The organism is Actinoplanes auranticolor, assembly GCF_018332655.1.
Lineage (GTDB): Bacteria > Actinomycetota > Actinomycetes > Mycobacteriales > Micromonosporaceae > Actinoplanes > Actinoplanes auranticolor.
The window spans coordinates 1-12,123 of record NZ_BOQL01000030.1 but is presented as its reverse complement, the minus strand read 5'-3'; the positions used below and the strand labels follow the sequence as shown (position 1 = coordinate 12,123).

General features: G+C 71.9%; 14 protein-coding genes. 12 read left to right on the top strand and 2 right to left on the bottom strand.

From position 1 onward, the window contains the following. The first annotated feature begins 46 nt into the window (after positions 1-46). From Aau02nite_RS19645 to Aau02nite_RS19615, 7 genes are all read left to right on the top strand, one after another. A complete protein-coding gene (locus Aau02nite_RS19645; RefSeq protein WP_212989963.1) occupies positions 47-1,069 on the top strand; it encodes an SMP-30/gluconolactonase/LRE family protein in 1,023 nt (340 codons plus the stop codon). 69 nt (positions 1,070-1,138) lie between these two features. Next, positions 1,139-1,471, top strand: coding sequence for a hypothetical protein (locus Aau02nite_RS19640; RefSeq protein WP_212989962.1), 333 nt, complete (start codon positions 1,139-1,141; stop codon positions 1,469-1,471). 67 nt (positions 1,472-1,538) lie between these two features. Then, positions 1,539-1,790: a DUF3040 domain-containing protein gene (locus Aau02nite_RS19635; RefSeq protein ID WP_212989961.1), complete on the top strand. Its 252-nt coding sequence runs from the start codon at positions 1,539-1,541 to the stop codon at positions 1,788-1,790. Positions 1,791-1,929: 139 nt separating this feature from the next. Further along, positions 1,930-2,850 carry a hypothetical protein gene (locus Aau02nite_RS19630; RefSeq protein WP_212989960.1) on the top strand — a complete coding sequence of 307 codons (921 nt, stop codon included), beginning with the start codon at positions 1,930-1,932 and terminating at the stop codon, positions 2,848-2,850. Position 2,851: 1 nt separating this feature from the next. Next, positions 2,852-4,033, top strand: a complete 1,182-nt coding sequence (locus Aau02nite_RS19625) for a serine hydrolase domain-containing protein (RefSeq protein WP_212989959.1) — start codon at positions 2,852-2,854, stop codon at positions 4,031-4,033. 88 nt (positions 4,034-4,121) lie between these two features. Continuing rightward, positions 4,122-5,240 carry an alpha/beta fold hydrolase gene (locus Aau02nite_RS19620; RefSeq protein ID WP_246595278.1) on the top strand — a complete coding sequence of 373 codons (1,119 nt, stop codon included), beginning with the start codon at positions 4,122-4,124 and terminating at the stop codon, positions 5,238-5,240. Between the two features lie 93 nt (positions 5,241-5,333). Beyond that, positions 5,334-5,801, top strand: coding sequence for a hypothetical protein (locus tag Aau02nite_RS19615; protein WP_246595277.1), 468 nt, complete (start codon positions 5,334-5,336; stop codon positions 5,799-5,801). 5 nt (positions 5,802-5,806) lie between these two features. Here Aau02nite_RS19615 and Aau02nite_RS19610 read toward each other — a convergent pair whose 3' ends face one another. Then, entirely contained in the window at positions 5,807-6,823 is a 1,017-nt protein-coding gene (locus tag Aau02nite_RS19610; protein WP_212989958.1) for an SDR family oxidoreductase, read from the bottom strand. Positions 6,824-6,971: 148 nt separating this feature from the next. Between Aau02nite_RS19610 and Aau02nite_RS19605 the strand changes: the two genes are divergently transcribed. The 4 genes from Aau02nite_RS19605 (at position 6,972) to Aau02nite_RS19590 (ending at position 10,110) form a co-directional block, all read left to right on the top strand. Further along, complete coding sequence (locus Aau02nite_RS19605; protein WP_212989957.1) at positions 6,972-7,223, top strand: hypothetical protein; 252 nt, start codon at positions 6,972-6,974, stop codon at positions 7,221-7,223. 55 nt (positions 7,224-7,278) lie between these two features. Continuing rightward, a complete protein-coding gene (locus Aau02nite_RS19600) occupies positions 7,279-8,178 on the top strand; it encodes an SDR family oxidoreductase (protein WP_212989956.1) in 900 nt (299 codons plus the stop codon). A gap of 66 nt (positions 8,179-8,244) precedes the next feature. Then, the gene (locus Aau02nite_RS19595; RefSeq protein WP_212989955.1) at positions 8,245-9,489 is read left to right on the top strand and encodes a PP2C family protein-serine/threonine phosphatase; all 1,245 of its coding nucleotides are present in this window, start codon (positions 8,245-8,247) and stop codon (positions 9,487-9,489) included. A 57-nt stretch (positions 9,490-9,546) separates the two neighbouring features. Beyond that, positions 9,547-10,110 (top strand): DUF5709 domain-containing protein, encoded by a 564-nt coding sequence (locus Aau02nite_RS19590; RefSeq protein WP_212989954.1) that lies wholly within the window; start codon positions 9,547-9,549, stop codon positions 10,108-10,110. Between the two features lie 108 nt (positions 10,111-10,218). Here Aau02nite_RS19590 and Aau02nite_RS19585 read toward each other — a convergent pair whose 3' ends face one another. After that, positions 10,219-11,067: a transglutaminase domain-containing protein gene (locus Aau02nite_RS19585; RefSeq protein ID WP_212989953.1), complete on the bottom strand. Its 849-nt coding sequence runs from the start codon at positions 11,065-11,067 to the stop codon at positions 10,219-10,221. 97 nt (positions 11,068-11,164) lie between these two features. Here Aau02nite_RS19585 and Aau02nite_RS19580 point away from each other — a divergent pair, with 97 nt between their 5' ends. Beyond that, positions 11,165-11,845, top strand: coding sequence for a nucleotidyltransferase family protein (locus tag Aau02nite_RS19580; protein WP_212989952.1), 681 nt, complete (start codon positions 11,165-11,167; stop codon positions 11,843-11,845). The last annotated feature ends 278 nt before the right edge of the window (positions 11,846-12,123 follow it).

Below are 12,123 nucleotides of genomic sequence, written 5' to 3'. Positions count from 1 at the left end.
AGTTCGGGCCCTGGCCGGGCGGCTGCCGGCGGGCCACGATGATCCGATGACGGTTCCCCGCCCGCCCGCGCCCTGGCTGATCCGCCCCGTGAAACTGCCCGCCACCGTGCCACCCGCCCTGACCGGGGCCTGGGCGCCCGCCGATACCCGGCTCGACGACGTGGCGCTGCTGGCGGTCCCGGCCGGGCACGGCCCGGAGGACGTCGCGGTCGATGCCGAGGGCCGGATCCACTCCGGTACGCATGAGGGCGACATCTGGCGCTGGCCCCCGGACGCGCACGCCGGGACCGTGCCGGAGCTGCTCGCCTCCACCGGCGGCCGGCCGCTGGGCATCGAGGTCGATCCCCGCGACGGCAGCCTGGTGGTCTGTGACGCGTACCGGGGACTGCTGCGGGTGACCGGCGACGGCACGGTCACCGATCTGGCCCACCGGGCCGGCGGCACGCGGATCCTGTTCTGCAACAACGCGGCCGTGGCGCGGGACGGCGTCGTCTACTTCACCGACAGCTCGAACCGCTTCCCGGTCTCGCACTGGCGCCGGGACCTGCTGGAGCACCGGCCCAACGGGCGGGTGCTGGCGTTCGATCCGGCGTCCGGGCGCGTCGACGTGGTGGCCGAGGGCTTCCACTTCCCCAACGGCGTGGCGCTCACCCCGCAGCAGGACGCGCTGCTGCTGTGCGAGACGGTCGCGCACCGACTGCTCCGGGTGTCCTTGCCGGACGGTGCGGTGCGGGTGCTCGGCGACCTGCCCGCGTACCCGGACAACATGGCCCCCGTCGGCGACGGCACGTACTGGATCGCCCTGGCCAGCCCCCGGGTCGCGCTGGCGGAGCGGCTGCTGCCGCACCCGCAGTTGCGCCGGATCGCCGCGATCCTGCCGACGCGGCTGCAGCCGCAGCCGGTGCCCTACTCGATGGCGACCCTGGTCGACGGCGAGGGCACGGTGCTGCGGGTTCTGCACGGCCCGGCGGGCCGGTACGTGATGGCGACCGGCGTCCGTCAGCACGGCGACACGCTGTGGCTGGGCAGCCTGACCGAGAGGGCCGTCGCCCGGGTGTCGCTCTCATAGGGATAAGCGCGTTAATAGGCGGTTTTGCCGTTATCCTGAGTTCCCGCGCAGACGACCCAGGGCGGCGAGATGACCCACGCACAACCCGACATCGCGGTTCCCGAGGAACTGCAATGGGCGCTGGCCGAGGCGGGCAAGGAGGCCGTGGCGGTCGCCCCCGGCTGGTTCCGGGCCTGGCCCAAGGGCGACGAGAAATGGTCGGTGGTCAACATCCGGGGCGCCAGCCAGGTCATCGTCAACCACAGCCGGGAGGACGACCGCCACCCGAACGCCTGGACGGTGCGCGCCCTGTTCGGCGACAAAGCGGTCGAGCTGCGGGTCGGGCCGTACGACAACAAAGCCCAGGCGATCTGGGTGGCCCACGCCGTGCTGAGCCTCGCCTTCGGCGACGACCGCCCCTGAGCCGGGCCCCACGGGCGCGCGACGGGGGTACCGTCGGCTGATCCAGCGCGGCCCGGGAGGTGGCGACGTGCCCGACAACGACGAGTCGCGCGCCTTCGCCCGCATCGTCTCGCAGTTGCGCCGCGAGGATCCCCGCTTCGCCGCCGGCGAGACCGGTTCGGGCAAGCGCCGTGGTCGCACCCTCCTGCTGATCGGCATCGCCCTGTGCCTCACCGCCGTCCTGCTGATCGCCTTCGGAGGTCCGAAGGGGGCAGTCATCGCCATCGCGCCCTGGCTGGCGGGCCTGATCACCGTCATCCGGAGCCGGCTGGGGAAATGAGCGGACCTTGATTTCGTTGCGTTATCACTCACTTACTCAAAGTCATATTCCGCACATTTCCTGAATTCCCGAGGCCTAGACTCCGAGTACTACGCACGTGCGCACTTGTCTCAGCGCACCCGGGGACAACAATCGACTCATGACGTACGGCAAGAAGGATCTCCCCTTCCCCTATTGTCAGGACTTTTCCGGCATCGTGACGCGAGTCAAAGGTGTCCGGGAGTCGACCCGTGCCGCCCTGGTGAACTCCCCCAAGGTCGCCTCCTACCTCAAGGCGGGGGCCAACCTGGTCGAGAAGAACCTCGGCGCCAAGGACTCGGCGCTCCCGACCGACGAGGGTGGCCGGAAGCCGTACTGGTCGGGCCTGCGCTTCCTCACCGAGCGTGCGCTGTCCCGCGAGATGGAGAGTCTCGAGCCGCCGTTCCTGCGCCAGAAGGGTGACGGCCCCTACCGGGCCACCTGGGCCAGCCACGACGACTACCTCAACGACCTGCTGACGTTCCTGTTCCACGCGATGAACTACGACCCGCAGTACGGCGCCGGCCTGGAGACCCGCGGCGACTGGCTGATCAGCACCGAGCCGGACTTCGCCAACGCCCTGGACCGGGCCTCCTACCACGAGTTGCAGGCCATCTGCCGGATGCCGCTGTTCCGCCTCCAGCTCATCATGGTGGCCACCGCCGACCGCAACGACGGCATCCACGACGCGATCGCCAACCAGTACGCCGGCGCCCTCGGTCCGTGGACCAAGATCTACGAGGCGACCATCGCCGCCCGCGGCTACCAGCTGCGCAAGGGCATCACCATCGACCAGTTCGCCAACATCCTGGCCGCGATCACCGAGGGCTTCGCCGTGCACCACCTCGGCGATCCGAACGCCGGCATCATCGGCGACGACCACACCCGCGACAACCTCATCGGCATGGCGGTGCTGGCCGTCATGAACAGCTACCTCGAGCCGGCCGGCGAATCCAGCGGACTGACTCTGCGCGAGGAGTTCGAACGCCTCGCACCCGCACCGCGTCCCGCCGAGCACCCCTCCGACGACAGCGGGGACTGACATGACCAGCACCGTCGAGCCGCCCGCCGTCCGAGCCGCGCACCAACCGTCGTGGTGGGACCGGCAGGGCGACCTGATCATGCGCCGGCCGTTCAACGAGTGGACGTTCACCCACATGAACTGGCTGATGCCCACCGAGCACGTGGCCCGCGGCGGCCCGCACCTGCCGCTGCCGCTGAGCCCCTGCCCGCTCGACCTGACCTACCGCTTCGACGACCGCGACCACACCCTCACCGAGCTGCACCGACGCACCTTCACCACGGCGTTCGTCGTGCTGCACCGCGGCGAGATCGTGCACGAGACGTACCCCGGCGCCTTCGCCGGTCCCCGCAGCCGGATGCAGCTGTTCTCGGTCTCCAAGTCGGTGACCTCGATGCTGATCGGCATCGCGCTGGCCGACGGGAGCATCGGCAGCGTCAAGGACCGGGTCACGGACTACCGGCCCGACTTCCGCGGCACCGCCTACGAGGAGTCCACCCTGGCCGACCTGCTCGACATGACCAGCGGCGTCGGCGACGCCGAGGTGTGGGACGTGCCGGACAGCGGCATCAAGCGCTTCGAGCAGGCCGTCATGGGCGGCGGCGACGTCGCCGCGGTCATCCGCGCCGCCCCGCGGCGGTCCGCGCCGGGTGAGTCGTTCAACTATTCCACCTTCGACGCCCAGCTCCTCGGGTGGGTGCTGGAGGCCGCCACCGGCCGCAGCCTCGCCGCCTACGCCTCCGAGCGGTTGTGGAGCCACATCGGCGCGGATCGCGACGCCTACTACTGGCTCACCCGGGCCCACCCGCGCACCGCGATCGGCGGCGGCTCGTTCAACGCCACCGCCCGCGACGTCGCCCGGCTCGGCCTACTGATGGCCAACGACGGCGTCGTCGCCGGCGAGCAGGTCGTGCCCCGCGACTGGGTGCGCCGCAGCCGCGGCAGCGACCTGCCCCACCTGGCCGTCGGCGCGCTCGGCCCCAGCGGCTACGACCACTACGGGTACGCCAACCAGTGGTGGACGCTGGGCGAGAGCTCCTTCAACGCCTTCACCGGCCTCGGTGTGCACGGCCAGTACCTCTTCGTCGACCCCACCGCCGACGTCGTGATCGTCAAGTGCAGCGCCTGGCCCGCCCAGGACGACGAACGCCGCGACCGCGAGACCATCACCGCTCTGCGCCGGGTGGCTGACCACTTCGCCTGACCCGTTCTCCGCTCCTTCTCCACCATTTCCGCAATTCACACCGGGCTTCCGCATGCCCGGATTCACCGTCCTCGAAAGGGATCCGTAGATGAACTCTGCCCGTTTCCACGCCTGGCTCGCCGCCTTTCAGGTGGCCCTGCTGAGCACCGCCATGCTGTTCTTCGCGGGCTCACCGGCCAAGGCAGCCGTGGCACCCGGCACGGTCCTGCTCAACGTCACCACGACCCTGCCGGCCGAGCTCTCCCCGCTGGCGACCGCCAGACGCATCGCGTACGTCTCCACCTCGGTCACCGGGAGCACGATCACCGCCACCGGGCTGATCATCACCCCGAAGTCCAACAAGAAGAACAAGACGGTGGTGTGGGGACACGGCACCACCGGGCTGGCCGACAAGTGCGCGCCGTCGGCCAGTCAGGCCGTCTTCTGGCCGGAGGCACGGGCGGCGATCGCCGCGCTGCTGGCCAAGGGCTGGACCGTGGCCGCCCCCGACTACCCGGGGCTGGGCACGCCGTCGGCGCACCCGTACCTGGTCGGGATGAGCGAGGCCCGCGCCATGATCGACAGTGTCAAGGCGGCGCGGAAGCTGGACAGCAAGCTCACCACCGCGTACGCGGTCGACGGCCACTCGCAGGGCGGCCAGGGTGCGCTCTTCACCGGCCAGCTCGCCCCGAGCTACGACGGCGCGCTGGTCCTCAAGGGTGTGGCGGCCATCGCCCCGGTCTCCAACGCCGACATCTTCGCCCCGCTGATCCCGGGCACGCCGGGCCAGGGCTACCTCGTGATGGCCCTGTACGGCCTCAGCGCGGTGGACCCCTCCTTCAACCCGAACTCGGTGCTCGCCCCCCCGGCCCAGCAGCGGGCCGGCGTCCTGCAGACCGACTGCCTGTACAAGATCCTCGACACCTACGACGGGCTGACGCCCGAGCAGCTGCTGGTCGGCGGCGCGCTGCCGGACCCGGTGATCGCCAAGCTCTCCACCCACGTCAATCCCGCGCAGACGGCACCCACCGCACCGGTGCTGCTCGTGCAGGGCACGGACGACGAGGCGGTCCCGTACTTCCTCACCGCCGACGTGCTGGTCGACCAGCTGCGGGCGTACCAGACGGTGACCGTGGACTTCGTCCCGGTCAGCGGCGCCAACCATGACGGCGCGGTCTTCGCGACGACCAGCCAGGTCGCCGACTGGATCGCGACGAAGCTCGCCTGAGCACGGCGAGCGGTAGTCGGTGACGGCGTCCCAAGCGCCCGCCCCCCGCGTGGGGCGCCGTCACCCCATCCCCGACACAGTGAGGCACGGTCCATGAACTACTCCGTCAGACCGCCGGCCCGGTCCTTCGCGACCCGCGCCGGCGCGCTCAAGATGCGCCGCTACCTGCACGGCCGGGCGTTGAGCAGCCCGCCGGCCTCGCCGCGCGCCGCGGAACTGTGGGTGCACGGCATGTCCGTGACCCAGCTGAAGGCGCTGGCCTGGGGCTGCACCCCGTACCGGGCCCGGGCGGTCTTCGAGCTGGCCCTGCGGGCCCGCAGCGAGGACGCCGCCGTGACCGCCCTCGGTGAGCTGAGCCGGCTGCCCCCGTTGCAGGAGAGCCGGCTGTTCCACCTGGTCACGCTGTCCTGGGCGGCCATCACGGCACTGCTCGCCGCCGAGACCACGCGCTCGCGGCACCTCGCGTACGAGCGCTTCGCCGACCTCGACCCCGGCGACCAGCAGGCTCTGCTGCTCTACCTGAACGCACCGACCATCGAGGAGGCGCACCCGCGGTTATGACCAGGTCAGGCCGGCGCCCGCTCCGGCTCCCGCCGCGGAGCGCGGTGCAGCAGGCGCACCAGGGCCGTCGCGAGGTCACCGGGCCCCGGTCGCCGGCCGATCAGCCGGGTGAACGGGCTGTGCCGCAGCACGAGTCCGGGGTGGCTGCCGTGGATCTGCCCGGGGCCGTCGAGTGCTTCGTCGAGGTTGTCCACGCCGTTGTCCGGGCGGTCGGTGCGCTGCGACGAAACCCCGAAACGGCGGATCGCCAGGACCGCGTCGGTCAGCGCCGGCGACAGCCGCTGGGCGAGCATCAGCGCCGCCGCGGCGCCGCCGACCGGGATCTCGCGCCGGGGATGCCGGGCGGCGTAGACGATGCTGTCGGCCACGATCTCGGGCGCGTACACCGGCGGTGGCGGCTTGACCATGACGCCCAGCTTGCTGCGGGCGTGCTCGAAGAACGGGGTGTCCATCGAGGCCGGCAGGATCGTGGTCACCGCGATCGGCTCGCCGTCCTGCGCCAGCTCCGAGCGAAGACAGTCGTAGAGCGCGCGGAGGGCGAACTTGCTGGCCGCGTACGGGGCCTGCAGGGGCACGGCCCGCACGCCCTCCGCCGACGAGACGCCGATGATCGTGCCGCCGCCGGCCCGCCGCAACGCCGGCAGCGCGGCGTGCACCCCGTGCACGTGCCCCAGGAAGTTGACCCGCATCACCCGCTCGAACTCGGCGGCGGTGATGTCCTCGACCCGGCCCCACACCCCGACGGCGGCCACGTTGACCCAGGTGTCGATCCGGCCGTACTCCCGCTCGGCCCGCTCGGCCAGTGCGCGCACCGCCGCCGGATCCGTGATGTCGGCCGGCGCCGCGACGGCGCTGCCACCCGCCTGCCGGATCTCGCCGACCACAGTGTCCAGGGCCTGGGTGCTGCGGGCGGCACAGACGACCTCGGCGCCGCGGGCCGCGAAGGCCAACGCGCTCGCCCGGCCGATGCCGCTGGACGCGCCGACGATCACGACGACCTGCTCGGACAGGGGCTTGGACATCTCGGTACCTCCCGGACGGTGATCCCTGCGACCTACCCGGTGCGGCCCCCGTTACGCCTGCGGTGCTGTGTCAGCCCTCACCGCGACGAGGGGATTCACCGATGCCGGGGCACAGTTGAAGCACGGGATGGGAGAGGAGGTGAAAGAGATGCAGGAGTCCGCTGACGACGTCACGCGCGCCGAAGCGCTGTTCGCCTCGGATCTGCAGGCAGCGGACGTCAAGGACACCGAGGTCGTCGACCGGACGGTCACGGATCTGCTGCGGCAGGACGGGCCGCGCGGTTGTTCGGCCCGGATGGCGTACGAGTTCGGCGAGCACCCCGACCTGGCAGCCGAGCGGATGCGCTGGGCGCGCCGGGTGGTCCGGCAGTCGGTCGGCACGAACGAAACCCGCCGTTAGGAAGCACCATTGCGGGGAAACCCGTGGTCATCCGCATCGTCGAGAGGATGGCACCGTGCCCGAGGACCAGTACGGCCAGCAGGACCCGCAGGAGCAGTACAAGGGTCCCGAGCAGCAGGACAGCGAGCAGATCCCGCATCCCGGCGTCACCCGGGACATGGACGACGAGCCGGACCACGGCGAGGAGAGCTACCGGGGCAACGGGCGGCTCACCGGCAAACGCGCCCTCATCACCGGCGGTGACTCGGGGATCGGGCGCGCGGTCGCCATCGCGTTCGCGCGAGAGGGCGCCGACGTGCTCATCTCGTACCTTCCCGACGAGGAGGAGGATGCCCGGGACACCGCTCAGCTGGTGGAGAAGGCCGGCCGCAAGGCGGTCACAGTCGCGGGCGACATCCGCGACGAGCAGCACTGCACCACGCTCGTGCAGCGGGCGGTCGACGAGCTCGGCGGGCTGGACATCCTGGTCAACAACGCGGCGTTCCAGATGGCCCAGTCCGGCGGCATCGCCGACATCACCACGGAGCAGTTCGACCGCGTGCTCAAAACCAACCTGTACGCGATGTTCTGGCTGAGCAAGGCGGCCGTCCCGCACATGCAGCCGGGTTCGACGATCATCAACACCGCGTCGATCCAGGCGTACCAGCCCTCGCCCGAGCTGCTGGACTACGCGACCACCAAGGCCGGCATCGTGGCGTTCACCAAGGCGCTCGGCGCCGACCTGGCAGAGCGGGGCATCCGGGTCAACGCGGTGGCGCCGGGGCCGATCTGGACCCCGCTGATCCCGGCGACCATGCCGGAGGAGAAGGTCGAGTCGTTCGGCGAGGACACCCCGCTGGGCCGGGCCGGGCAGCCGGCCGAGCTGGCCCCGGCGTACGTCTTCTTCGCGTCCCAGGAGTCCAGCTACGTGACCGGTGAGGTGCTGGGGGTGACCGGCGGCAAGCCGCTGGCGTGAGCGCGCGGGATTCAGCAGGGCCCGACCGGGGAACGATCACCTGAGCGAACGGCGAAGGGGGTCGGCATGAGCGGGTTGGCGTCGCTGCGGCAGCTGCTGCAGGAGGCCCACCACGCCCGCCCGCAGGACCTGCCGGAGATGGCCATGCGCGTCGCGCGCCAGGTGGGCGCCGATGCCGTGGTGATCTACGTGGTGGACCATCAGCAGCGCGAGCTGCGGCCGCTACTGGGCGGCAGCGCCCCGGCCCGGGAGCCGGTGACCATCGACGGCTCCCGGCCGGGGCAGGCGTTCATGCGGTCCGTTCCCTGCCCTGCCGAGGGCGGCGGGGCCGGGCTGTGGGTGCCGATCCTCGACGGTGTCGAGCGGCTCGGCGTGCTGGAAGTCGCTGCCGCTACGCCCCTGGACGAACGGGCCGTCGACGACTGCATGACTCTGGCCTCGGTGTTCGCCGAGCTGCTGATCACCCGCGCCCAGTACAGCGACGAGGTCGAGCAGCTGCGGCGGCGTAAGCCCATGCAGCTGGCCGCGGAGCTGTTGCGCAGCCAGCTGCCGCCGTTGTCGTTCTCCACCGGGCACATGATGATCAGCGGGGTGCTGGAGCCCTGCTACGACGTCGGCGGGGACGCCTTCGACTACGCGGTCAACGGCGACACCGCGCACCTGGCGCTCTTCGACGCCACCGGGCACGGCTCGGCCGGCGGCATGCGGTCGGTCATGCTGGTGTCGCTGGCCCTGGCGGCGTACCGCAATGCCCGTCGCCTCGACCTCGACCTGATCGCCACCTACCACCACATCGACGGCGCCATCCGCGACCACGACCGGTCCGGTCTGATCACCGCCGTGCTGGCGGAGCTGGACCAGCGCACCGGCCTGCTGCGGGTGATCTCCGCCGGCCACCCGAGCGGGATGGTGCTGCGCCACGGACAGGTGGTCAGCGTCCTGCCCACCCCCACCGCCCTGCCGGTCGTCCTCGGGGATCAGCGCCCGCCGATGGTCATCGAGGAGCAGCTCATCCCCGGCGACCTGCTGCTGCTGCACACCGACGGCATCACCGAGGCGCGCACGCCCGACGGCGAGGAATTCGGCCTCGACCGGCTGGTGGCGTTCGCGTGCCGGGCCGTCGCCGAGCAGGTGCCGCTGCCGGAGACCACCCGCCGGCTGGTCCACGCGATCCTCGACCACCAGCACGGCAACCTGCAGGACGACGCCACCATCCTGATCGCGCAGTGGCTGAGTCCGGCGCCACCACACTCCGGCGCCGTCCCGGTCTCGGGGCCCGCCCACGCGCCGCTCGATCTCCCGCCACCCTGACCTGATGTCCGGTACGTCCGGATGCATGGCCGCCCGCCGAACGGGTACGCACACCGCATGCGAGACAACGACTACCCCACCCCGGCGTCCGACCCCGAGGCCGAGGGCCTGCCCGGCACCGCGGACGACGACTCGACCGCCTACGACGACGTCGAGACCGGCCGGTCGGCGGACGGCCCGGACCCGGCGGCGCTGCCGGCCGACCACCCGGTGGCGGTCGACAAGTACGGCACCACCGCGGAGGAACAGCGCGCCGGGGAATCCCTGGACTACCGCCTCTCGCAGGAGCAGCCGGACATCCAGCCGGAGGACCCGCTGGAGTCCCCCGGCCCGCTGGCCGACGAGGCGATCGACGAGCAGGGCGCGGCCCAGGCCCGGCTGGACGCCGACGTGTACGGCGAGAGCCCCATCTCCGACCCCGACTCGCCGGTCTCCCTGTACGACCACGGCCAGCTCGACGGCACCTCGCCCGATCCGGTGGGCCGGCTGGTGGAACCGGACGAGGGGTACGGCTACGACGCTGAGCCGGACAACGTGGCGTACGACGCGGGCGCGGCCGGCGGCGGGGCCAGCGCCGAGGAGCTGGCCATCCACGAGACCGAGGCACCCGGCTACCGCTGACCGGCCCGGCTTCTCCGGCGTTCCCTTGCTGCCGTTCTGGACCGGCGCTTCCCTGCCGCCGGGCTGGACCGGTGCTTCCTTGCGGCTGTGCTGGTCCAGCTCGTCCGGCTAGACCAGCGCTTCCTTGCGGCCGTGCTGGACGTTGAAGACCTCGCCCGGGATCCGCAGCCGCTCGTCGCCCAGCAGCCGCCGGACGTCCGGCATGGACGGACCGGCGGTCGCGGCGGCCAGCTCGTCGAAGAGCGCCACGTCGACGGTGTCCTCCGGCTCCGGCATCGCGCCCCACAGATCCCAGGGCAGCACCTCCACATTGTCCAGCGCGGCGGCGTCACGCATGAGGTTGGCCGCGATCCACCAGGCACCGGCCTCGTTGATCGTGGTCAGCCCGAAGCGGTCCGGGTCGGCCCGGCCGCCCCGGGTCCGCGTCCAGGCGTCCCCGGCGATCACGAACTCGTCGCGCGGCACGTCGGTCAGATCGAAGCTCAGCCCGATCTGCTCGCGCTGCAACTCGTCGACCTGCGCGTCGAGCAGCTTCCACCGGTCGCCGTCGTGGTACTCGGCCACCCAGTGGTCCTCGTACCAGCCGGGCTTGAAGTAGGTCCCGAACCCGCACCGCGCCCGGGCCGGCACGCCGCGCGCCCGGAACAGGGCGACGGACATGACCGAGAACCCCCGGCAGTTGGTGGCGATCCGCTGCTCCGGCGCCCGCGGCACGTCCAGCGGCCGGTCGTCACGGCCGAGGACCGCGTCGAGGACCTGCTCGACCTTGCGCAGGTTGACCCGGTCGCGGTCCGGCTCGGCCAGCGTCACGCCGTACGCGTCGACCCAGAACTCGTGGATCAACAGGCCCTGCACGACCCGGGCGATCCCGGCCGGGTCGGCCGGCAGCCCGTCGAGCAGGCCCGCGTACTTGCCGGCAGCCGTCATGACGCCCGGCTCCACCCAATCGGTGACCATCACCGTCTCCTCCCGTGTTGGCGATCACCCCACCGAACCGTCCGCCCCTGGGGCAGAGTCAAGCGTTTGTGTCGTACCACCGTGATCCGATGATCCCGTGCGCTATCGACGACACGACCACGGGCAGACCACCGAGTTCCAGATCCTCGACGTCCCCGGCGAGCTGCTGCCGTCCGTCCGCAAGGCGGCTTTCACCGACGCTGACGGTCACTGGAGCCGGAGTTTCCCCGCCGACGCCCCGCACCTGGACGAGGCCTGGGCGAACTTCCAGCGGCTGATCGAGCCGGTGCTACGCCAGATCGCCGGGCTCGACCCGATCCCCTGGCAGCGGACCGTCACCGAGGTCTGCCGGCGGCTCGACGGCGCCGGGGTGGACTGGTGGCTGACCGGCAGCGCGGCCCTGTCCGTCCGCGGCCTGCCGATCACCCCGGTCGACCTGGACCTGGTCATCGCCGACGCGGACGCCCGGCGGGCCGGCGACCTGCTGCTGGACGGGCTGATCGAGCCGGTCGCCCCGGCCGACTGGTTCTGCCGCTGGTTCGGCCGGGCGATGCTCGGGGCACGGGTGGAATGGGTGGGCGGCGTGGGGCCGGCCGCCGACCAGCCCGAGACGACTGATTTCGGCCTGGTCGCGGCTGCGCGGCTGGAGGCCGTGCGATGGCAGGACCACGAGATCAGGGTGCCGCCGCTGGAGCTGCAACGCGCGGTCAGCGCCCGCCGTGGCCTCGAGGAACGCGTGCACCTCATCGACACACGAGTGCGAACGACACGACTATGAAACGTCGCGCGCGCCGACGCCGCCCTGGTGGCTCGACGCGCCCTGATGGGCGGGGCGCCTCCGGCTCGGCGCCTCCGGCTCGGCGCCTTGGCCGACCCGCCCTGTGCCGGCCCGGCTATGCCGGCCTGGCTTCGGCCAACCCGACCCCTTGCTCCGACCGACCTGCCTTGTCGGCCCCGCCCGGCCGCCCGGCCACGGCCCCGCCAATCCGACGGCCCGTTCCCCCGGCCAACTTGCCTTGCCGACCCCGCCCGGCGACCCGGCCCCGGCCACCCCGA

What these genes read in the sequence shown, in the direction of transcription:
- Aau02nite_RS19645 (WP_212989963.1), top strand. Translation starts at nt 47, where the DNA reads ATGACGGTTCCCCGCCCGCCCGCGCCCTGGCTGATCCGCCCCGTGAAA.
- Aau02nite_RS19640 (WP_212989962.1), top strand. Translation starts at nt 1,139, where the DNA reads ATGACCCACGCACAACCCGACATCGCGGTTCCCGAGGAACTGCAATGG.
- Aau02nite_RS19630 (WP_212989960.1), top strand. Translation starts at nt 1,930, where the DNA reads ATGACGTACGGCAAGAAGGATCTCCCCTTCCCCTATTGTCAGGACTTT.
- Aau02nite_RS19625 (WP_212989959.1), top strand. Translation starts at nt 2,852, where the DNA reads ATGACCAGCACCGTCGAGCCGCCCGCCGTCCGAGCCGCGCACCAACCG.
- Aau02nite_RS19620 (WP_246595278.1), top strand. Translation starts at nt 4,122, where the DNA reads ATGAACTCTGCCCGTTTCCACGCCTGGCTCGCCGCCTTTCAGGTGGCC.
- Aau02nite_RS19615 (WP_246595277.1), top strand. Translation starts at nt 5,334, where the DNA reads ATGAACTACTCCGTCAGACCGCCGGCCCGGTCCTTCGCGACCCGCGCC.
- Aau02nite_RS19610 (WP_212989958.1), bottom strand. Translation starts at nt 6,823, where the DNA reads ATGTCCAAGCCCCTGTCCGAGCAGGTCGTCGTGATCGTCGGCGCGTCC.
- Aau02nite_RS19605 (WP_212989957.1), top strand. Translation starts at nt 6,972, where the DNA reads ATGCAGGAGTCCGCTGACGACGTCACGCGCGCCGAAGCGCTGTTCGCC.
- Aau02nite_RS19595 (WP_212989955.1), top strand. Translation starts at nt 8,245, where the DNA reads ATGAGCGGGTTGGCGTCGCTGCGGCAGCTGCTGCAGGAGGCCCACCAC.
- Aau02nite_RS19590 (WP_212989954.1), top strand. Translation starts at nt 9,547, where the DNA reads ATGCGAGACAACGACTACCCCACCCCGGCGTCCGACCCCGAGGCCGAG.
- Aau02nite_RS19585 (WP_212989953.1), bottom strand. Translation starts at nt 11,067, where the DNA reads ATGGTCACCGATTGGGTGGAGCCGGGCGTCATGACGGCTGCCGGCAAG.